General features: G+C 57.7%; 19 protein-coding genes. 14 read left to right on the forward strand and 5 right to left on the reverse strand.

What is annotated here, in order from left to right:
* Positions 1-103: 103 nt before the first annotated feature.
* The 5 genes from ppsA to GCN78_RS16625 all read left to right on the forward strand — a co-directional run bounded on the left by ppsA (position 104) and on the right by GCN78_RS16625 (position 5,671).
* Positions 104-2,536 carry a phosphoenolpyruvate synthase gene (ppsA, locus tag GCN78_RS16605; protein WP_152252675.1) on the forward strand — a complete coding sequence of 811 codons (2,433 nt, stop codon included), beginning with the start codon at positions 104-106 and terminating at the stop codon, positions 2,534-2,536.
* A 146-nt stretch (positions 2,537-2,682) separates the two neighbouring features.
* On the forward strand, positions 2,683-3,180 hold the full coding sequence (locus GCN78_RS16610) for a Dps family protein (protein WP_034752224.1): 498 nt from the start codon (positions 2,683-2,685) through the stop codon (positions 3,178-3,180).
* 170 nt (positions 3,181-3,350) lie between these two features.
* A complete protein-coding gene (locus GCN78_RS16615; RefSeq protein ID WP_152252763.1) occupies positions 3,351-3,767 on the forward strand; it encodes an NfeD family protein in 417 nt (138 codons plus the stop codon).
* Between the two features lie 15 nt (positions 3,768-3,782).
* Positions 3,783-4,727 (forward strand): SPFH domain-containing protein, encoded by a 945-nt coding sequence (locus GCN78_RS16620; RefSeq protein ID WP_034752220.1) that lies wholly within the window; start codon positions 3,783-3,785, stop codon positions 4,725-4,727.
* A 635-nt stretch (positions 4,728-5,362) separates the two neighbouring features.
* Positions 5,363-5,671: an H-NS histone family protein gene (locus tag GCN78_RS16625; protein ID WP_010397665.1), complete on the forward strand. Its 309-nt coding sequence runs from the start codon at positions 5,363-5,365 to the stop codon at positions 5,669-5,671.
* A 256-nt stretch (positions 5,672-5,927) separates the two neighbouring features.
* Here the strand turns inward: GCN78_RS16625 and GCN78_RS16630 are convergent, their stop codons facing one another.
* A complete protein-coding gene (locus GCN78_RS16630; RefSeq protein ID WP_152252676.1) occupies positions 5,928-6,896 on the reverse strand; it encodes an IS1595 family transposase in 969 nt (322 codons plus the stop codon).
* A gap of 155 nt (positions 6,897-7,051) precedes the next feature.
* A complete protein-coding gene (gene smpB, locus GCN78_RS16635) occupies positions 7,052-7,501 on the reverse strand; it encodes an SsrA-binding protein SmpB (RefSeq protein ID WP_034784131.1) in 450 nt (149 codons plus the stop codon).
* A gap of 93 nt (positions 7,502-7,594) precedes the next feature.
* On the opposite strand from smpB, the gene GCN78_RS16640 reads away from it, so the two are divergent.
* The 5 genes from GCN78_RS16640 (at position 7,595) to GCN78_RS16660 (ending at position 13,186) form a co-directional block, all read left to right on the forward strand.
* Positions 7,595-8,026: a type II toxin-antitoxin system RatA family toxin gene (locus GCN78_RS16640; protein WP_071077738.1), complete on the forward strand. Its 432-nt coding sequence runs from the start codon at positions 7,595-7,597 to the stop codon at positions 8,024-8,026.
* Positions 8,019-8,315, forward strand: a complete 297-nt coding sequence (locus GCN78_RS16645) for an RnfH family protein (RefSeq protein ID WP_152252677.1) — start codon at positions 8,019-8,021, stop codon at positions 8,313-8,315. The genes GCN78_RS16640 and GCN78_RS16645 overlap by 8 nt, the downstream gene beginning before the upstream one ends.
* 132 nt (positions 8,316-8,447) lie before the next feature.
* Entirely contained in the window at positions 8,448-9,908 is a 1,461-nt protein-coding gene (gene guaB / locus GCN78_RS16650; protein ID WP_152252678.1) for an IMP dehydrogenase, read from the forward strand.
* Between the two features lie 70 nt (positions 9,909-9,978).
* Positions 9,979-11,589 (forward strand): glutamine-hydrolyzing GMP synthase, encoded by a 1,611-nt coding sequence (gene guaA / locus GCN78_RS16655; RefSeq protein WP_152252679.1) that lies wholly within the window; start codon positions 9,979-9,981, stop codon positions 11,587-11,589.
* Positions 11,590-11,989: 400 nt separating this feature from the next.
* Positions 11,990-13,186 (forward strand): tyrosine-type recombinase/integrase, encoded by a 1,197-nt coding sequence (locus tag GCN78_RS16660; protein WP_152252680.1) that lies wholly within the window; start codon positions 11,990-11,992, stop codon positions 13,184-13,186.
* Between the two features lie 4 nt (positions 13,187-13,190).
* Here the strand turns inward: GCN78_RS16660 and GCN78_RS16665 are convergent, their stop codons facing one another.
* Positions 13,191-13,592, reverse strand: coding sequence for a helix-turn-helix transcriptional regulator (locus tag GCN78_RS16665; protein WP_152252681.1), 402 nt, complete (start codon positions 13,590-13,592; stop codon positions 13,191-13,193).
* 800 nt (positions 13,593-14,392) lie between these two features.
* A complete protein-coding gene (locus tag GCN78_RS16670) occupies positions 14,393-15,178 on the reverse strand; it encodes a DUF1845 domain-containing protein (RefSeq protein ID WP_152252682.1) in 786 nt (261 codons plus the stop codon).
* Positions 15,179-15,764: 586 nt separating this feature from the next.
* Here GCN78_RS16670 and GCN78_RS16675 point away from each other — a divergent pair.
* The 4 genes from GCN78_RS16675 (at position 15,765) to GCN78_RS16690 (ending at position 18,979) form a co-directional block, all read left to right on the forward strand.
* A complete protein-coding gene (locus tag GCN78_RS16675) occupies positions 15,765-16,385 on the forward strand; it encodes a hypothetical protein (RefSeq protein ID WP_152252683.1) in 621 nt (206 codons plus the stop codon).
* Positions 16,378-16,719: a hypothetical protein gene (locus GCN78_RS16680; protein ID WP_152252684.1), complete on the forward strand. Its 342-nt coding sequence runs from the start codon at positions 16,378-16,380 to the stop codon at positions 16,717-16,719. The genes GCN78_RS16675 and GCN78_RS16680 overlap by 8 nt, the downstream gene beginning before the upstream one ends.
* A gap of 10 nt (positions 16,720-16,729) precedes the next feature.
* A complete protein-coding gene (locus tag GCN78_RS16685) occupies positions 16,730-17,752 on the forward strand; it encodes a DUF7146 domain-containing protein (protein ID WP_152252685.1) in 1,023 nt (340 codons plus the stop codon).
* Positions 17,753-17,917: 165 nt separating this feature from the next.
* Positions 17,918-18,979: a DUF932 domain-containing protein gene (locus GCN78_RS16690; RefSeq protein WP_152252686.1), complete on the forward strand. Its 1,062-nt coding sequence runs from the start codon at positions 17,918-17,920 to the stop codon at positions 18,977-18,979.
* A 96-nt stretch (positions 18,980-19,075) separates the two neighbouring features.
* Here GCN78_RS16690 and GCN78_RS16695 read toward each other — a convergent pair whose 3' ends face one another.
* Positions 19,076-19,771: a S24 family peptidase gene (locus tag GCN78_RS16695; protein ID WP_152252687.1), complete on the reverse strand. Its 696-nt coding sequence runs from the start codon at positions 19,769-19,771 to the stop codon at positions 19,076-19,078.
* Between the last annotated feature and the right edge of the window lie 266 nt (positions 19,772-20,037).

The raw sequence follows: 20,037 nt of genomic DNA on the forward strand, positions 1-20,037 counted from the left end.
AAATGGCTGCAACGGTATGATTGTGCTGCACGACGCCAAGAATAACAAGAAGACTGTCTGTGCGCCTCGCGTAAAGATTTCTATCATCAGTAAGGGTGTCATTATGACCAACGCAGTATCGCAACAGCAGGAAGAAAAGGACGCGGTGTACGTCGCCTCGTTCGAGCATTTGCGCATGACGGATGTCGAATCCGTCGGCGGCAAGAACGCCTCCCTGGGCGAAATGATCAGCCAGCTGGCGGAAGCCGGCGTGCGCGTGCCCGGTGGCTTTGCCACCACGGCGCAGGCTTTCCGCGACTTCCTGTCGTACAGCGCCAACGGCGGCTTGCCGCTGGCCGAACGCATCGCCCAGCGCCTCGAAGGGCTGAACATCGATGACGTGCGCGCGCTGGCGCAAGCCGGCGCCGAGATCCGTCAATGGATCGTGGAAACACCATTCCAGCCGCGCCTGGCCGCCGAAATCGACCAGTTCTACGCCAAGCTGGTGGCCGACTCCGACACCGAAATGTCGTTTGCCGTGCGTTCCTCCGCCACGGCGGAAGACTTGCCGGACGCGTCTTTTGCTGGTCAGCAAGAAACCTTCCTGAACGTGGTCGGCATCGACAACGTGCTCGAGGCCATGAAACAGGTGTTCGCGTCGCTCTACAACGACCGCGCCATCTCGTATCGCGTGCACAAGGGTTTCACGCACGCTGAAGTGGCCTTGTCGGCCGGCGTGCAGCGCATGGTGCGTTCCGACCTGGGCGCGGCCGGCGTGATGTTCACCATCGATACGGAATCGGGCTTCAAGGACGTGGTCTTCGTCACCTCCAGCTATGGCCTGGGCGAAACCGTGGTGCAGGGCGCCGTCAATCCCGACGAATTCTATGTGCACAAGCCGATGCTGGAAAAAGGCAAGTCGCCTGTGATCCGCCGCAATATCGGCTCGAAACTGCTGAAGATGGAATTTACGAACGAAGCGAAAGCCGGCCGTTCCGTGAAAACCGTCGACGTGCCCGTCGAAATGCGCAACCGCTACTCGCTGAACGACAGCGAAGTGGTGGAACTGGCCAAATACGCCGTCATCATCGAGAACCACTACGGCCGTCCGATGGACATCGAGTGGGGCAAGGATGGCCGCGACGGCAAGCTGTACATCCTGCAGGCGCGTCCTGAAACCGTCAAGTCGCAGCAAAAGGCGACCGACGTGCAGGAGCGCTTCAAGCTGAAAAGCACCGGCACCGTGCTGACGTCCGGCCGCGCCATCGGCCAGAAGATCGGCGCCGGCCCCGTGCGCGTGATCCACGACCCGGCCGACATGGAACGCGTGCAGCCAGGCGACGTGCTCGTTGCCGACATGACGGACCCGAACTGGGAACCGGTCATGAAGCGCGCGTCGGCCATCGTCACCAACCGTGGCGGTCGTACTTGCCACGCTGCAATTATCGCGCGTGAACTGGGCGTGCCTGCCGTCGTCGGCTGCGGCGACGCCACCGACGTGCTGAAAGACGGCACCTTCGTCACCGTGGTGTGCTCCGAAGGCGACGAAGGCAAGATATACGATGGCTTGCTGGAAACGGAAGTGTCGGAAGTGTCGCGCGGCGAATTGCCGAAGCTCGACACCAAGATCATGCTCAACGTGGGCAATCCGCAACTGGCGTTCGACTTCCAGTCCGTGCCGAATGCGGGCGTGGGCCTGGCGCGCCTGGAATTCATCATCAATAACAATATTGGTGTGCATCCGCGCGCGATCCTCGAATACCCGAACATCGACGCCGACCTGAAAAAGGCCGTGGAATCGGTGGCGCGCGGCCATGCCTCGCCAAAAGCGTTCTACATCGACAAGCTGGCCGAAGGCATCGCCACCATCGCCGCCGCGTTCTGGCCGAAAAAAGTCATCGTGCGCCTGTCCGACTTCAAGTCGAACGAGTACAAGAAGCTGATCGGCGGTTCGCGCTACGAGCCGGACGAAGAAAACCCGATGCTGGGCTTCCGCGGCGCGGCGCGCTACCTGTCGGCCGACTTCTCCGAAGCGTTCAACATGGAATGCGAAGCGATGAAGCGCGTGCGCAATGACATGGGCCTGACGAACGTGGAAATCATGGTGCCATTCGTGCGCACCCTGGGCCAGGCCGAGAAAGTCATCGACTTGCTGGCGAAAAACGGCTTGAAGCGCGGCGAGAACGACCTGCGCGTCATCATGATGTGCGAAGTGCCGTCGAACGCCATCCTGGCCGACCAGTTCCTCGACCATTTCGACGGCTTCTCGATCGGTTCGAACGACCTGACCCAGCTGACCCTGGGCCTGGACCGCGATTCCGGCATGGAATTGCTGGCCGCCGACTTCGACGAGCGCGATCCTGCCGTGAAAGCCCTGCTGGCCCTGGCCATCAAGGCTTGCCTGGCGCGTGGCAAGTACATCGGCATCTGCGGCCAGGGTCCTTCCGACCATCCGGACTTCGCCGTCTGGCTGATGGAGCAGGGCATCGAATCGATGTCCCTGAATCCGGACTCGGTGATCGACACCTGGCAAAAGCTGGCCGCGCTGAAAGCGTAAGCAGCTGTATCGCCCTCTGAAAACCCGCTGCCGCTCACCCGGCAGCGGGTTTTTTTACGCCTGTCATGCGGCGCACGGCAGTATTTGATGGGCTTGCGCCAGATCAGCTAAAATGATTCCACCAATACATTGAAACGGGAGTTCTCATGGCAAGCAAGAAACCGAGCAAAGTGGCAAAGATTGACATCGGCATTTCCGAGGCGGACCGCGCGAAGATCGCGGAAGGCCTGTCCGGCCTGCTGGCCGACAGCTACACCTTGTACTTGATGACCCACAATTTTCACTGGAACGTCAAGGGGCCGATGTTCAACACCTTGCACCTGATGTTCATGACGCAATATACGGAACAGTGGGCCGCGCTGGACCTGATCGCCGAGCGCATCCGCGCCCTTGGCTATCCTGCGCCGGGCACCTACAAGGAATTCGTCAAGCTGGCCTCGATCAAGGAAATCGACGGCGTACCGCCGGCGCTGGACATGGTCAGCCATCTGGTGTCGGCACAGGAAGCGACCGCGCGCACGGCGCGCCGCCTGTTCCCGCTGCTGGAAAAAGCCAATGACCAGCCGACGGCCGACCTGATCACGCAGCGCCTGGATTTGCATGAAAAGACGGCGTGGATGCTGCGCAGCCTGCTGGAAGAATAAACTGGCGGCGTTAATTCGCCCCCGGCTATTGACGCCATCAGGAATTGCGTTAGACTGCTTGTATATAGGTGTTTGGCAAGAATAATATCAGGCAGTCATACGCATTAAACCCCGTCGCTTATATAGGCCGCGGGGTTTTTTATTTTCGGATTCGCAAAGATGGAGGCATCATGGCTGAATGGGTAGGCTGGTTTGTGGCGGCTGGCGCGGTATTGATCCTGGAATTGTTTACAGGCACGTTCTATTTGCTGATGATCTCCATCGGCATGAGTGCCGGAGGATTGGTGGCGCTGGCGGGCGGCAATGGCGGTTGGCAAGCCCTGGCGGCGGCCATTGTCGGCGTGGCGGCCACGCTGTTATTGCGGCGCAGCCGTTTTGGCAAAGCGGCGCGGCGCGATGCGGCGCAGGATCCGAATGTGAATCTCGATATCGGCCAAAGCGTGGCGGTCGCGCATTGGGTCGATGGCGCGGCACGCGTTATGTACCGCGGTGCCTTGTGGGATGTGGAACTGATTCCCGGCAGCGATACGCAGGCCGGTCATTACACCATTCGTGCCGTGCGTGGCAGCCGTTTGATCGTTGGATAACCTGGAGAGTAGATTATGGAAGTAAGCATTGGAAGCGTGTCGCTGATCTTGTTGTTGCTGGCATTGGTATTTGTCTTCAAGACGGTCAATGTGGTGCCGCAGCAGCATGCCTGGGTGGTGGAGCGTCTGGGTAAATTCCATGCGGTATTGGGCCCTGGCCTGAATATTGTCGTGCCTTTTGTCGATCGCATCGCCTACAAGCATGTGCTCAAGGAGATTCCGCTCGACGTACCGCCGCAGGTATGCATTACGCGCGACAATACGCAATTGCAGGTCGATGGCATTCTGTATTTCCAGATTACCGACGCCATGCGTGCGTCGTATGGCTCGTCGAATTATATTGCCGCCATTACGCAACTGGCGCAAACGACCTTGCGTTCGGTGATCGGTAAAATGGAACTCGACAAGACATTTGAAGAACGCGACCATATCAATACGGCGATCGTGAATGCCATCGATGAATCGGCGGCGAATTGGGGCGTCAAGGTATTGCGCTATGAAATCAAGGATTTGACGCCGCCCAAGGAAATCCTGCATGCGATGCAGGCACAGATTACGGCCGAGCGCGAAAAGCGCGCGCTGATTGCCGCCTCGGAAGGGCGCAAGCAGGAACAGATCAATATCGCCAGCGGCGAGCGCGAAGCGGCCATCGCCCGCTCGGAAGGCGAGAAGCAGGCATCGATCAACCGGGCCGAAGGCCAGGCCACGGCTATCGTCGCGCTGGCGCAGGCCAGTGCGGAAGCGCTGCGCCAGGTGGGCGCCGCCATTCGCGAACCGGGCGGGGAAGATGCCGTCAACCTGAAAGTGGCCGAGCAGTATGTGGGCGCGTTCGCGCAATTGGCGAAAACAAATAACTCGATTATCGTGCCGGCCAATCTGGGTGATATGAGCGGTTTGATCGCCACGGCGATGCAGGTGGTGAAAACGCAGAAGCCGAAAGGCGGCGTGGCGATTCCCTGATTGCCGGGTGAATAGCAAACGCATAGCAAGTTTGCCGTCAAAACTGCCCGCCGTATCGCGGGCAGTTTTCATTTGCGCTGTTGGAATATATGCCGGCGGCAGGGCTCGCGTATCTGCGCGTGAGCCAGTAATGTTGAAAATCTTTTCTTTATGCTATGCTGTGCGCACTTTCGGGATTATATGCTGTCGTGCGACGTTTATCTATTTGAATGAAGTAGAATCTGCTGCATATGCGTGGCGATGCTTGCACCGATATCCGCGCCTGATACCAGGGGGGTGTTTGTGGAGTCGCTGCATAATTGGCGATGGTATTGCTCCCCTGTATATTTTGAATTGCCATTTTTAATTGCTATAAATTGCAATGAAACAAAAAATACTGCAGAATAAATACCATCAGTGGTGTTGCATTGAATCGCGATCACACGAGGTGGGGAAGTCGGCGCAGGCGGTCGTTCCAGCGCGAGGTCCGCTCCCTGGATTGAAGGCTTGCATCATCTGAAGGTCGGGGAAGTCGGGCTTTTGGTAAAAGAATTGTAAAAAACAATCAAATCTCAAGAAAAATCACCGCACTCGCGTTACAATTGGATAGAATTTAACTGTTCAGTTATATTTTTCAACTCACACAAGGAAATATCATGGATCTGTCCAGCTTATCCCTGTCCGAACTGCGCACCTTGCAGGACGACATCAAGAAGCAAATGAAGAAACGCGAACAGGACGATCTGTCCAAGGCGCGCGAGCAAATCCTGGCCATCGCCCAGAGCGTAGGCGTTTCCGTGAAAGATCTGGTTGGTACGGGTATCCGCGCTAAAACCGGCACGGTCGCGGTACGCTATCGCAATCCGGATGATGCGACGCAACAATGGACTGGCCGTGGCCGTCAACCGAAATGGGTCAAAGAGTGGACCGATTCGGGCAAGTCGCGTGATCTGCTGAAGGTATGATCCTGAAGGTTTAAATAACCGTTCATTCGGATGCTTGTCCTGTGGAGTGGTACAGGTGTAGTACAAGGCAGCATGCAAGCATCCGGAACTATCCTGCATTATCGTCTTTGGCCAGACAGGCAAAGCTGATTCATTCGCTTATCTCCACGGTATTTTCACCAATACCCGTCTTATTTCCGCCGTATCTTTTCTTTTCCCTGTTTTATTCCGTCGCGCCGTGCTTTTCCATTTGCGCAGGCGCCGGCAAAATAAAGGGCTATGTCACCGTCAGATGTGGGAACGCTCCCATCGTTGCTTTCAATAACGTTTCGGGTGAACGGATGCGCTTGGCGTCGAGTATCCAGCGCCATCCCAGGTAGTTTGGCAGGTAGCGCGTGGCCACGCCGTGAAACGGCCTTAGCCATTCGCGCAGGCGGCTGTGATACGCATTGACGTTCTGCACATGCGCGGCACCGCGCACGCGGATGTCGGCGCGCAAGTTGAGGGCCTCGTGGCTGAGGCCCGCCTCCCGCGCAAACGCCCGGTAGGCGGCATGGCCATCCGTGACCAGCAGGATATCCTTGTCGATGACAGGCAACAAACAGCGGTGCAGTTGCGCCTTCGTCAGCGCGCCTTTGCCCGTGACGAAATCGAGGGTCTGGCCCGTGCGGTCGCGCGCCACCAGGATGCAGACCTGTTCATTGGAAATGCCGCGTTGGTGGGCATGGCCACCCCGGCGGCGGGCCGGACGCGTCATTTGCCTGGATCCCTTTTCCGACTCCAGCACATATAACTCGTCGGCCTCGGCGATGCCATGCAGGCCATGCGGCCGGTCCGTTTTTGCCAACGATAAAAATCGGTGGCGCCAGCGAAACGTGGTGTTGCGGTGCACGCCCAATTGGCTGGCCGCCTGGCGTACCGACCGGGAATCGAGCAGGCAGTCGGCATAATCGAGCCACAGCGATTTATGGCGCAGGCGGGCCAGCGGCGTCCCCGTCAAGGCATTGAAGGTGCGCCCGCAAGGCACGCAGCGGTAGCGCTGCAAGCCGTGTGCATGGCCATGCCGATGCAGGTGCGGCGAGTGGCAGGCGGGACAGGCCAAGCGCGACTGCGCCACGTCCTCCAGCAGCGCGACGGTCGCGTCGAGTGGCGTGTTGCCACGCAGCAGGGCCATGCCTGCCTGCCGCTGGCGCCGGTTCAACTGCGCAAACTGCGCGATAAAGCTGATCCATTCGGCTGGCCGCATGATCTGCTCCCTGTGTGGTGGGTATGCAGAGTCAGACCGCACAGCCAACGGAAGATTCCGGCATTTCCCCTATTTGCCGATGACAGAGCCAAATAAAACCCGGCATATAGCCGGGCTTGAGGGTATCGGCGCAGCATGCTGCGCGTGGTGCCGGATCAACGGCGGTGCGACTTCATGGCCGCCTGCACTTCGCGCGCGCCGTCGCGGTCGCGTTCCGCTGCCCGCTTGTCGTGCTGCTTCTTGCCCTTGGCCAAGCCAATTTCGCATTTCACGCGGCCGCCCTTGTAGTGCAGGTTGAGCGGCACCAGCGTATAGCCGGAGCGTTCCACCTTGCCGATCAGTTTATCCATTTCCGCGCGGTGCAGCAGCAGCTTGCGCGTGCGCACGGCTTCCGGATGGATATGGGTCGAGGCGGTCGGCAGGGCGCTGATATGCGCGCCGAACAGGAAGAGTTCATCACCGCGGACGACGACGTAGGCTTCCTTGATTTGTACGCGGGCGTCGCGGATGGCTTTGACTTCCCAGCCTTCCAGCACGATGCCGGCTTCGTAGCGATCCTCGATAAAGTAGTCGTGGAAGGCTTTTCTGTTGTCTGCTATGGTCATGAGATGGTAAATGTGCGCGGGTCGGTTAAACTACTGTCTCGCGCAAGCGCGATAAAATCAAATGTATCCAACATCATAGCAAATGGTTCTTCAATGGCAGTAGTACATAAATCAGTTTTTCTCGGCTATAGCGCCGAACAAATGTTCGCGCTGGTGGCGGCGGTGGAGGATTATCCCAAATTCCTGCCCTGGTGCGGCGCGGTGGAGGTTCGCGAGCGGGGCGAGAACACGGTTGTCGCCAGCGTGGGCATACATTACCACGGCGTGCGCCAAAGCTTCACCACGTCCAACGAGAACGTGCCGCCGACTTCCATCAAGATGAAGCTGGTGGACGGTCCTTTCAAGACCCTCGACGGCGTGTGGACCTTCAAGGCCCTGCGCGAAGATGCGTGCAAGATCGAACTGGACCTGCATTACGAGTTTTCCAGCCGCGTGCTCGAGCAGATCATCGGTCCCGTCTTCGGCATGATCGCCAACAGCATGGTCGATTCCTTCTGCAAGCGCGCGGAGACTGTTTATGGCTGAAGCGGACATCGCGGTGCAGGTTTGCTACGCGCTGCCGGACAGCGCGTTCCTGCGCTCCCTGCACGTACCTGCAGGCACCACCATCGAGCAAGCGGTGGCGCAGAGCGGCTTGCTGCAGGCCGTCCCCGGCATCGACCTGGCCGTGAACATGGTCGGCATCTATGGCAAGCGCAAGCCGCTCGATACCGTATTGCGCCAGCATGACCGGGTGGAAGTCTATCGTCCCTTGCAAGCGGACCCGAAGGAGGCGCGCCGGCGCCGTGCCAGCGGCAAGCCAGCGAAGGGCTGAGCGGGCAGGGCGGTGGCGCGACGCTGCCTGGCGCGCGCCATTTTTTTGCTATTTTCAAATATCTTTTCTATGCTGCAAGGACGGAGGGCGCTTTTTTCTGTATAATCTGCTTTTGCGCCAATAGGAAATGCTATGCGTCTACTTCAAAAAGCACTCACATTCGATGATGTGCTGCTCGTCCCAGCCTACTCCAACGTTCTGCCCGCCGATACGTCCCTCAAAACTCGCCTGACCCGCAATATCACCCTGAATATTCCCTTGCTGTCCGCAGCCATGGATACGGTGACGGAAGCCCGTCTGGCGATCGCGATGGCACAAGAGGGTGGCATCGGCATCATCCACAAGAATTTGAATCCGAAGGACCAGGCGCGTGAAGTGGCCCGCGTAAAGCGTTTCGAAGCTGGCGTGCTGCGTGATCCGATCACGATTCCGCCGGACATGAAAATCCGCGACGTGATCGCGCTGACGGAACAATACGGCATCAGCGGTTTCCCGGTCGTCAAGGGCAAGGAAGTCGTCGGCATCATCACCAACCGCGATTTGCGCTTTGAAAAGGAACTCGACGCGGAAGCCTCCGCCAAGATGACCCCGCGCGAAAAACTCGTGGTCGTCAACGAAGATGCCGATACGGCCGAAGCCAAGCGCCTGATGAACAAGCACCGCCTCGAGCGCGTGCTGGTCGTCAACGACGCCTTCGAATTGCGCGGCCTGATCACCGTCAAGGATATCCAGAAGTCGACTTCCCACCCGTTCGCGTCGAAAGACAGCCAGGGCAAGCTGCTGGTCGGCGCCGCCGTCGGCGTCGGTGCCAAGGATGAAGAGCGCATCGACCTGCTGGTCGCCGCCGGTGTCGACGTGCTGGTGGTCGACACGGCCCACGGCCACTCGCAAGGCATCCTCGACCGCGTACGCTGGATCAAGACCAAGTACCCGCAAGTGGAAGTGATTGGCGGCAACATCGCCACCGCCGCCGCCGCCAAGGCGCTGGTGGAATACGGCGCCGATGCCGTCAAGGTCGGCATCGGTCCTGGCTCGATCTGCACCACGCGTATCGTCGCCGGTGTGGGCGTGCCGCAAATCACGGCCATCTCGAACGTGGCCGAAGCCTTGGCCGGCACGGGCGTGCCATGTATCGCCGACGGCGGTATCCGCTTCTCGGGCGACATCTCGAAAGCGCTGGCCGCTGGCGCCTCGACCGTCATGATGGGTTCAATGTTTGCCGGTACGGAAGAAGCACCGGGCGAAGTGATCCTGTACCAGGGCCGCAGCTACAAATCGTACCGCGGCATGGGTTCGCTGGGCGCGATGTCCGATGGTTCGGCTGACCGTTATTTCCAGGACGCCACCATGAAGGCCGACAAGTTCGTGCCCGAAGGTATCGAAGGCCGCGTCGCCTACAAGGGCAGCGTGCTGGCGATCATCTTCCAGTTGGTGGGTGGCGTGCGTCAATCGATGGGTTACTGCGGTTGCGCCACCATCGACGAATTGCGCGAAAAAGCGGAATTCGTGGAAATCACCTCGGCCGGCATGCGCGAGTCGCATGTCCATGATGTGCAGATCACGAAAGAAGCGCCAAATTATCGCTCCGAGTAAGCGGTAACGAAAGTCCAGACCGGCGCCCAGTGCGCCGGTTTTGCAATTGACCCTGAATAAAGCTCCGACCATGCATTCTAAAATCCTCATTCTCGATTTCGGTTCCCAAGTCACCCAGTTGATCGCCCGCCGCGTGCGCGATTCCGGCGTGTTTTCCGAAGTCTTCCCGTATGACGTCAGCGACGAATTCGTGCGCAACTATGGCGCCGCCGGCGTGATCCTGTCGGGCAGCCACAATTCCACCCTGGACGGCGACTCGCCGCGCGCGCCGCAAGCCGTGTTCGAGCTGGGCGTGCCCGTGCTGGGCATCTGCTACGGCATGCAAACCATGGCGGCCCAGCTGGGCGGCAAGGTGGAAAACGGCCTGGTGCGCGAATTCGGCTACGCCGAAGTGCGCGCCCGCAGCCACACCAAGCTGCTCAACGGTATCGCCGACTTCGTCACCGACGAAGGCCACGGCATGCTGAAAGTGTGGATGAGCCATGGCGACAAGGTGCTGGAAATGCCGCCAGGCTTCAAGTTGATGGGCAACACCCCGAGCTGCCCGATCGCCGCCATGGCCGACGAAGAGCGCCAGTTCTACGGCGTGCAATTCCACCCGGAAGTGACGCACACGGTGCAGGGCAAGGCCATGCTCGGTCGTTTCGTGCATGAAATCTGCGGCTGCAAGTCGGACTGGAACATGCCCGACTATATCAGCGAAGCGGTGGAAAAAATCCGCGCGCAAGTCGGCACCGACGACGTCATCCTGGGCCTGTCCGGCGGCGTCGATTCGTCCGTGGCCGCTGCCCTGATCCACCGCGCCATCGGCGACCAGCTGACCTGCGTCTTCGTCGACCATGGCCTGCTGCGCCTGGACGAAGGCAAGATGGTGATGGACATGTTTGCCAAGAACCTGGGCGTGAAAGTTATCCGCGTCGATGCGGAAGACCAGTTCATGGGCCACCTGGCCGGCGTCACCGACCCCGAGCAGAAGCGCAAGATCATCGGCCGCGAATTCGTCGAAGTGTTCCAGGTCGAGTCGGGCAAGCTGGTCAACGCCAAATGGCTGGCGCAAGGCACGATCTATCCGGACGTGATCGAATCGGCCGGCAAGGGTAAAAAGGGTCAGACCATCAAGAGCCACCACAACGTGGGCGGCTTGCCGGACACCATGAAGCTCAAGTTGCTCGAACCCTTGCGCGAACTGTTCAAGGACGAAGTGCGCAAGCTGGGCGTGGCCCTGGGCTTGCCGCATGACATGGTCTACCGTCACCCATTCCCGGGCCCGGGCCTGGGCGTGCGCATCCTCGGCGAAGTCAAGAAAGACTACGCCGACCTGCTGCGCCGCGCCGATGCCATCTTCATCGAAGAACTGCGCAACACGCCGTACGAATTCGTCGCCGGCCAGGCCGTCGACCCGGACGCGCTGCCCGCGAACTGGTACGAAGCGACGAGCCAGGCGTTTGCCGTCTTCCTGCCCGTCAAGTCGGTGGGCGTGATGGGCGACGGCCGCACCTACGAATACGTGGTGGCCCTGCGCGCCGTGCAGACGCAGGACTTCATGACGGCCCATTGGGCGCACTTGCCGCACAGCTTGCTTGGCAAGGTCTCCAATCGCATCATCAATGAAGTGCGCGGCATCAACCGCGTCGTCTACGATATCTCGGGCAAACCGCCGGCGACCATCGAATGGGAATAATCTCCCGTCCGGCACCGTAAGGTAACGCCGGGTCAATGAAACAGCTAAGCCCCTGATTTTTCAGGGGCTTTTTTTATTTTGTCTGGCAAACGCAAGCAACCCAGGGCAGAGCCAAGCCCGTTTTTTTGTGGGTATGGTTATGGGTACTCAACTTGCTGCCTGGAATATGTCACATTTGGTTCCTACAGCCCATTTTGCACGGCGAGGGTATCGGTGAGGGTACTTATTTGGTTAAGGTGTTGATTTTAAAGGCATTTATTGAATCCCGGAGCGCTCGTCGCGGCGAGGGTATCTGGACCTCGTGAGTAGCAGCAGATGTCACTTTTTTTTCGTGCTAAGTGATTGATTGTTTGAAATATATCCGGTGCCGATACAGACTTTGTATGAATGGGAGGAGCCTATGCTGACCGATACGAAATTGAAGAATCTGAAACCAGCAGAGAAGGCCTACAAGGTGCCGGATCGTGATGGCATGTATGCGACGGTTCTCCCCAGTGGCACGATCTCGTTTCGCTATAACTACCGCGTCAATGGCCGATACGAAACCTTGGTGCTCGGACGCTACGGGGCCGGTGGCTTGAGTTTGCAGGAGGCGAGGGAGCGCTTGCGGGAAGCGAAGAAAGCGCAATCAGAAGGCAAGTCCCCGTCGCGCCTCAAAGCCCAATCGCGCCATCAGTTGGCCACTGGAGAACCATTCAGCGTCTGGGCGGAGCGTTGGCTAGTTAAGTACAAAATGGCGGAGTCGACGCGGGACATGCGGCGCGCAGTGTACGAACGCGATCTGAAACGCCCATTTGGCAATCTCTTGCTGCATGAAATTACGCACAACGAGTTGCGTTCCGTATGCGACGCCATCCTCGCACGTGGCGCCCCTGCGACGGCCGTGCATGCGCGCGATATCGTTAAACTGGTCTTCAAGTATGCGGAACAACGAGGACAACAGATAGTCAACCCGGCCGATCTGGTCGCTCCCTCATCCATTGCCGTATTTGAGCCGCGCGACCGGGCATTGGGGGCCGAAGAGATCGCGTTGTTCTACGAATATATCGAATACGTGCAGTGCGCACCGACCTTGCGCCTGGCTTGCAAATTATTATTGCTCACGATGGTACGCAAATCCGAACTGACGGAGGCAACATGGAGTGAGGTCAACTTTACCGATGCGCTATGGACTATTCCGGCCCGACGTATGAAGCGCCGCAACCCCCACAACGTCTACCTGTCTCGCCAGGCATTGGATATGTTCGTTGCGTTGCGTACCTGTGCCGGCACATCCGACTATATTTTGCCATCGCGATATGACCCTGATGTGCCGATGAATCGTGCGTCGCTCAATCGCATCTTGGAGTCGGTCTGCGCCACGGCACGAGACGGCGGGAAACAACTGGCCGATTTTTCGCCGCACGATTTGCGGCGAACAGCATCGACCCTGCTGCACGAAGCCGGCTACAACACCGATTGGATCGAAAAATGTCTTGCCCACGAGCAGAGGGGCGTGCGAGCCGTGTACAACAAGGCTGAGTATTCGGTGCAGCGCCGAACCATGCTGCAGGAGTGGGCAGACATGATCGACGCCTGGACAAAGCTGAAAGAGTGAGAGACTACCTGAGCGCTTTGCGTTGCACAGGGTGTGCTTGCGGCACCGCAGGCAGGCGTGCCGCCGTTTGCTGTTCTGCGATCCATGCGTCCACTTCCTTGAGATCCCAGGCGACCAAACGCGAGGTGATGCTAAAGCGCCGTGGAAACTGCCCTCGTTTTTCAAGGTTCAGGATGGTCCGCTCGCATAGCGGCACTTTTTGCAAAAGCTGGCGGCGTTTAATGAGGACCCGGCCAGGTATCCTGAGGTCGCTCTCGGTAAGCGTCCGTGCTGCGCGGGGTGATCGGCTGGCTTTCTGAGCAGCCTGACGCTGGCGCTTGATGCCGCTGATAATTGCCCGCTGACCAAAGGCTGGATACACCGAGGGGGCAAAGGGCGATTGGTTCGAAGGGGGATTGTATTTCATGATGAACTGTCTCCATGAACGATGACGGATGATCCTGAGCCATGGTGGCTGCGCTGATCGTGGTCATCAAGTTGAAAACAGGCATATTTTGGTGGCATTTCACGGCAATTGATGGATGCTGTCGCGGCGGCCGTCAGTGGCGTGTGGCCGATTGGTCGTGGTCATGTGGGAAAGCGTTGGCATGCGAATGGCCTATGGGACGTTTCCTGCGCTCCGGTCCCTGGATAGGTGTCTGTATCCGCTGAGTACCTGTTACCTCTCTACGACGATGGTGCCGGCAGCGTAGCCCGGAACAGTAGAGATGGGCGGTCCGCTGGACGGTTTTCAGCGTAGGTATGAACATTTCTTCGAACAGCTGGAGCGTGCCGGCGCAGGACGTCCAATGGATACATACCGGCGCGTGTAGGGCAGTGATGTCAATCGCGATGCAATGGCTTAATCCGTAGGTTTCCCGCTCTTCCTCAGACAACGCTCCGCACACCAGCAGAGCCTTGTCATGGGCATGGCACCACTTGATCAGTTGCCGGACATCCTTCGGGGCGAACCTCGATACCCGCTCGATCACGATCATTGCAATGCCGTTGTGTACCAGGGGCGTGGCCAGGGGAGACATACAGTCGGTCCCTGGGGCCACGCGATAGGCTGGCCCAAACGCGGTTTCCATCGCAGCGATACACCATGCCTGGGTCACAGGCAGTTCACTGCAGAGCATCATTTTTATGCACATGGCTTCCTCCGTGCCGGCGCAGTGGTTTTAGTCTCCCTATCCGCGATGCGGGTAGCAAGGCTTATTAAGCCTGTCAGGGGCTCGCGGACGCCTCTTCGCCCATCTCCGTAGCAGGATCGCTCAAAACGCTCCCAGGGGCCGCATTGGGCTCTGCGGCGCCTGATTGTTGAGGTTCGCCGTCGAACGATGTGCGCATGGCGGATCCCTCTCCAGGGGATGGATGGCTGTTCGTTGTGGTGGATTTGCGTTCGGATACGGGCAGGGCATTGATACGTTTGAGCAGGCCCAGGGACAGCGCGCGCGTGGTGGCGGTCACTGCGCGTACGGTTTTCTTGATCTGCGATTTTTCGGCGATGAGCTGGCTTGTCGAGAGCGCTTCGTCAATGCACAAGGTTTCGAGCATGGGCATGAGCTGGTCGACTTTGCTGATCAATTCCAGTAATCGCCGGCCGAACATGGAAAAGACTTTGGCCTCAACGGCGAGAGGTTCGATGTCATAGCTGGCCAGTTCGGTGATGCCATGTTGATGGCACAGTTTCTCGAAAGCGACGATACGCTGGTTGGCCAAGGCAATGCGCGCGTCGAGCATGGTGCGCAATTCCTGTTCCACTTTATCGACATCCTCGGCTGGTAGTTTCATCCTGCCAAAGACGGAAATAAAATGGAAATTCGCTTGTGAGACGTAGAAGCATCGCAAGTACAAACGCTTGCCCTCCGGGCTGGCGAGCGTGATATTGACCTTGCGGCTCGCAGATTCGACACGCGTCAGATCGGCGGGGCCCTCCTTGGCCAGCAACTTCCTGTTGGTTTCGCCGTGATCACGCGTGACGATCAAATGGGTGGGAGCTGGGTGGTTCATGATGATGTCCTCGAAAATGCCCATGGGGCTACATGACATGGTGTACTCGCCATCATGCTGATTCAAGAGGAATGCACGGAGCTTTGGAAGCGTATTTGCGGGTACTGCGCGCGCGCGTGTGGGCGGCTGATAACCGCATTGATTCGCACACAACCGCGGTTCCCACCGCAGGTCAATTTGCGGATGGCATTTTTCGTCGAACCTGTGTTGACAGGCAGGTGAGGGCGGCCTAAAGTCAGGACATCATCGCAGTAGCTAGCCCTGCATCGTCCGGCAAGCCTTTCAATTGCGCCCAGCGCGCCGCAGCACCGATTGGACAGTCTCCTGTTTCCAGGCCCGACGTCCGTGTTTCTGAGTAACGAGAGTGTTTTGACGCGCCATGCGTGCCGCGCAGTCACGTCAAAACATTTTGCATACGTTTTCAGGACGGTAGCTGGCATCCCGCCGAAACGGCATCAGCCGACAGTATCAAGCCAGTCAATTGAAGTTCCGGTGCGTCGTAGCAACCGGATGATCTATTTCCCCCTTTGGGACGATGCGGCCCGAGAGGGAGTTGCCTCGTCCCATTTTCTTGTGCGAGGCAATCATGAGCAGATATCAGATCAACTATTGTCGCGTCCCCCAGGATAGGGACACTTCTTTCCATCCTGGCGTGCCGCGCGAACCCGTAAAAAGGGTATCCGCGCGCGAGACGAATGATGACGCGATTGAATTTTCAGAAGAGGAGTTGGTGGCATTGCACTGGTGGCTGTTACGCAAGGTGAGTTTGCTCAGCGACCCGCGCACGCCATTGGAGGAGAAGTTTGAACTGGTTCGTTGGGTGTTCACGGATCCGGTTCGGGATACGCAGCCGTTTTCCTTCGTCAATTGCATGAAGGTGGTCAGTGGCAGTCCTTTGTCGCAGCTACCGTTCATCGGTGCCGTTGATGCGCAGGAAGTGCGCGATTGGATTGGTTCCCAGTTGTGCCGCTGGTTTCTGGGTTCGCTGCAGGACTACCCAGCGTGGGTCCGGCAGGCGGTACTGGAAAAGCCAGACTGGATTTCCGACAATTTATTCAAGAACCCGCAGTGGATGAATGAGCAGATCAAGCTCCATCAATCCGACCTTTTTACATCGCTGGGTGCAGCAAAAGATGAGGATTGCTTGCGTGGGCATGTCGGTAAGTCTGGACGGCAGGTAAATACGAAGGGAGGGCGCCATGCTTGATGCATTCATTGCCGCTGCATTCCCTTCCGTTCGCTTCTGTCGGGTGCGGGACATCGACGAGTTGACTTTCAGAATCAAGGAAAGCGAGATTGTTGTGGGGAAGGCAGGTCGTGTTTTTTATCTCGGTCAAGAACTGCGGTCAATACGCTTGTCCTTAGTGCCGGGCGGTTTTCAAGTCGATCCACAGCGTGGGCGTCCGGAGAGAAGAGCGATGTCCTTCACCGTAAACGAACTGCTGTCTGGGGAGATTGGCGTTGCCATGGATCACGGGTGGCTGTTTACACGCCGTGTGGCATGCCTCGAGCCGTGGCAATCCTCTCAGGGGCTGACATAGGGAGGGCGACATGAGCAGAGATAAGGAAGAATTCAACGCGCTCTTTCAGCAAGTCAAGCAGCGTGCGTTTGGAAGATGGACGGAAATTCTGCTGGCGCTGGGCGTGGATGCGAAAGTGCTCAACCAACGTAATCAGCCGTGTCCCTTGGGTGATTGCGGCGGCACCGACCGGTTTCAGTACACGGATAAGTTTGGCCACGGCAACTATGTTTGCCGTGGCTGCGGCGCCGGTGGCGGATTCAAATTGTTGATGGGTTGCCTAGGGCTCAGTGCTGTTGATGCACTTGGCAAGGTAGACAGCTACCTGGGTATGAGTGCACCGAAGCCACCGATCTCGCTCTCACAGGATGCACGTGCCGAACGCGATGGTCTGATTCGGAAGATTCTGGCCGACACGGTGCCAGTGATGCCCGGAGATGAGGTGGACAGGTATCTGCGGAACCGGGGCGTGAACCTGGAACGCTACCCGTCGACGCTGCGCCTGCATCCTGCGTTGGGTTACTACGAGCGCGACGGGCAAACTGGTAAAGCCGTTGTGGTGCGACGTTACCCGGCCATGGTGGCCTGTGTGCAGGATAAGAGTGGCCACACGGTGTCGTTGCATCGGACTTACTTGAGCAATGGCGAGAAGGCCCGCGAATGCGCAGTCAAGAAGTTACTGTGCGCTGGCATCGATGGCGCTGCCATTCGTCTGGCTCCATCCACAGATGAATTGGCTGTGTGTGAGGGCATCGAGACAGCGCTGGCGGTCATGAAGCGTTCGCATCAGCCAGTGTGGGCAGGGATTAGTGCCGGAAACCTGGAAAAACTGTGGATCCCGGACACAGTCAAACGCCTGCGCATTTACGCCGACAACGATGCGCATGCATTTTTTGATGGGCAGGCCGCTGCATATAGCCTCGCGCGTCGCTACCTGAAATCCCATGCACGGCGGGCAGGGCGATCGGCCGAGGTGTTTGTGCCGAAGTCGGCTGGCGCCGATTGGGCAGAGGTGTTACTGAAAATTTCACACCGCACTTGTCGTGCGGCGTGAGGTGCAGAGAGCAAAACAGTGAATTTGGCGCGGTGGCCGGTTGGTCGCCGCATGATGGCGCAATGCTGCGCCCACGTGGAATCGAGTACATTCCGCGTGCTTGACCCTGCGGGGATGCGTTCCCGACAGGGAGCTGCATCGCCCGCTTTTTTCATGGAGGTTGTGATGAAAACAGGACGTCCTTTGGAACAACTCGTCGTCGAACTCGAGCGGCAGGCCGCACTTAAGAAGGACATGATTGTGCCGGCAACGAAACTGGTGAGCGAGACGACAGCGGCAGGGCAGTGCAATCTCGTCATTGATGAACCCCATGGCAAGAAACGATACCTGATGAACGACTTCACCTGCGCGCAGTTGGCAAAGAAACTGGATATACCGTTGCCGTATTTTAAGCGTATGCGTTCGTTCGATACCGAACTGCTTGATGAAAACATCAATGCGTGGCTCAGAATCAAGGCCACAGATAGCTATATGGTACGGACCTTGGCGGGGCGGGCCAGAGCCTTCTTGTCGTCGCGCTTCCGTCGGCTCGACAATATCGATTTGGCCCACAGCATTTTACCGATCTTGCTTAAACTGCCGGGTGCCCGTTTTGAGTCGGTGGAGCTGACAGAAAACAAGATGTATGTGAAGGTGGTCAGTGCCGAGGTGACGCATGAGGTCGTGCCTGGAGACGTGTTGCAGGCCGGCGTCGTGGTCAGCAACTCGGAGATCGGGGTGGGGCGGCTGCGTGTGGACCCATTGATTTATCGCCTGAAATGCAGCAATGGGTTGATCGCTTGTGAGCGCTCGATGCGGAAAAACCATGCTGGGCGTTTGCTGGAGTGCGGCGATGACGTCATTCTTCAAGATGACACCGTGGAGGCCGAAGATCGCGCGATCTTTTTGAAGGCGCGGGACATGGTGCAGACTGCGGTGTCGGAGACCACCTTTCAACTGATCTCGGACAAGATGCGCAAGACCATGGGCATCACATTGACGGGCGATCCGGTGAAGGCGGTGGAGGTGTTGGCGAATCGCTTCGTATTGAACGAAGCGGAGCGCGCAGGCGTGTTACGTCACCTGATTGCCGAACAGCAGCTCAATGGTTACGGATTGCTCAATGCGGTGACAGGGTATTCGCAGGAAGTGGAAAACTACGATCGCGCCACTGAATTTGAGGAGTTTGGTGGAAAAATGCTCGAATTTTCGCTCAAGGAGTGGAGCGAGGTCGCTGAAGCAAAGTAGCGTGGCGTGAAATCTAACACCACGACGATTGCGGTCCCCGGTAGCTTGGCTGCCGGGGAATTCCGTTCAATGAAGCGTGATGCGAGTCTTAATTCGTCAAAAACGATTGATGTTAATGGCTGCTTTAACACGTCCTAAAATTGTCAGGGTAAGCATTGCTTTGGATAATTTTACGAGAGTTGAGTTGTAGCGTTGGTTCTCGCAACGTAGTAATAAGCCTTCGCCTACGATGATTTCAATGTGGCGCACAAGGCGCCTTCCTTGGTAATCCAATACATAGATTCCGTTGACCTCCACCTCATTGACTGTCGCATCAAAAAAAAATGGGGCGCCATCATGGATGAGCGGAGCCATATCGTCGCCCTTCATCACTGCTACTTGATTAGGGCCGGAGAACGATGCGGTTTGCCCGAGCATGTTGCCGATCCAGTCAAAGCTGGGCTCTTCATGACCGTACACCTGTTCCTGAACCCGCGGCGATAGTTGTTGCTTGGGGAACGGGAGACGATTCGATGTCAGTCCCAGGATCCAGTTCGCATCCATGTCGAACTGCAGGCAGACAATGGCGAGGGATTTCAGGTCGGGCAGCCCCGGTTTTTCTTCATCGATCCAGCGCGCGACTGTTTGCAGCGCTCGGCCGGTAATCTGGCTCAGGAAGTGCTCGCGTTGACCTGGATGTATTCCCCGTCTGTCGAGTTCTTCAATGAGCCGTTGCCGGACACCAGGGACGATATCAATGTCAAGTTCGCGGACGGCCTCTCTGGTAAGCGGGATGTTATTGCTTATTGTCACGATTTTTGTCTCCAGGCCGGGGTAAAGTGAGAGACCTTTGTTTGTTTGTAGATTATTTGTAGCAGTTGTTACAGGCGTATTTTTATGGGGCAGAGCTTGATTTTAGAGCGAGAATTGGATTTCCTCCAGTGAAAGTTTGCCAAAGTACATATAAATATTTTGATTTGATTAGCAGTTGCTATTGACCTTTGAAATTTTGCGGAGTAGTCTTTTTTTAATGTGCTTTTGCCTTCGCGCGTAGTCCTCTTAACCATGACTTCGCTATT

It is taken from the genome of Janthinobacterium rivuli (assembly GCF_009208735.1).
GTDB lineage: Bacteria > Pseudomonadota > Gammaproteobacteria > Burkholderiales > Burkholderiaceae_D > Janthinobacterium.

Excerpts from the sequence above, each read along its gene's own strand:
- ppsA (WP_152252675.1), top strand. The coding sequence starts at position 104 with ATGACCAACGCAGTATCGCAACAGCAGGAAGAAAAGGACGCGGTGTAC.
- GCN78_RS16610 (WP_034752224.1), top strand. The coding sequence starts at position 2,683 with ATGGCAAGCAAGAAACCGAGCAAAGTGGCAAAGATTGACATCGGCATT.
- GCN78_RS16615 (WP_152252763.1), top strand. The coding sequence starts at position 3,351 with ATGGCTGAATGGGTAGGCTGGTTTGTGGCGGCTGGCGCGGTATTGATC.
- GCN78_RS16620 (WP_034752220.1), top strand. The coding sequence starts at position 3,783 with ATGGAAGTAAGCATTGGAAGCGTGTCGCTGATCTTGTTGTTGCTGGCA.
- GCN78_RS16625 (WP_010397665.1), top strand. The coding sequence starts at position 5,363 with ATGGATCTGTCCAGCTTATCCCTGTCCGAACTGCGCACCTTGCAGGAC.
- GCN78_RS16630 (WP_152252676.1), bottom strand. The coding sequence starts at position 6,896 with ATGCGGCCAGCCGAATGGATCAGCTTTATCGCGCAGTTTGCGCAGTTG.
- smpB (WP_034784131.1), bottom strand. The coding sequence starts at position 7,501 with ATGACCATAGCAGACAACAGAAAAGCCTTCCACGACTACTTTATCGAG.
- GCN78_RS16640 (WP_071077738.1), top strand. The coding sequence starts at position 7,595 with ATGGCAGTAGTACATAAATCAGTTTTTCTCGGCTATAGCGCCGAACAA.
- GCN78_RS16645 (WP_152252677.1), top strand. The coding sequence starts at position 8,019 with ATGGCTGAAGCGGACATCGCGGTGCAGGTTTGCTACGCGCTGCCGGAC.
- guaB (WP_152252678.1), top strand. The coding sequence starts at position 8,448 with ATGCGTCTACTTCAAAAAGCACTCACATTCGATGATGTGCTGCTCGTC.
- guaA (WP_152252679.1), top strand. The coding sequence starts at position 9,979 with ATGCATTCTAAAATCCTCATTCTCGATTTCGGTTCCCAAGTCACCCAG.
- GCN78_RS16660 (WP_152252680.1), top strand. The coding sequence starts at position 11,990 with ATGCTGACCGATACGAAATTGAAGAATCTGAAACCAGCAGAGAAGGCC.
- GCN78_RS16665 (WP_152252681.1), bottom strand. The coding sequence starts at position 13,592 with ATGAAATACAATCCCCCTTCGAACCAATCGCCCTTTGCCCCCTCGGTG.
- GCN78_RS16670 (WP_152252682.1), bottom strand. The coding sequence starts at position 15,178 with ATGAACCACCCAGCTCCCACCCATTTGATCGTCACGCGTGATCACGGC.
- GCN78_RS16675 (WP_152252683.1), top strand. The coding sequence starts at position 15,765 with ATGAGCAGATATCAGATCAACTATTGTCGCGTCCCCCAGGATAGGGAC.
- GCN78_RS16680 (WP_152252684.1), top strand. The coding sequence starts at position 16,378 with ATGCTTGATGCATTCATTGCCGCTGCATTCCCTTCCGTTCGCTTCTGT.
- GCN78_RS16685 (WP_152252685.1), top strand. The coding sequence starts at position 16,730 with ATGAGCAGAGATAAGGAAGAATTCAACGCGCTCTTTCAGCAAGTCAAG.
- GCN78_RS16690 (WP_152252686.1), top strand. The coding sequence starts at position 17,918 with ATGAAAACAGGACGTCCTTTGGAACAACTCGTCGTCGAACTCGAGCGG.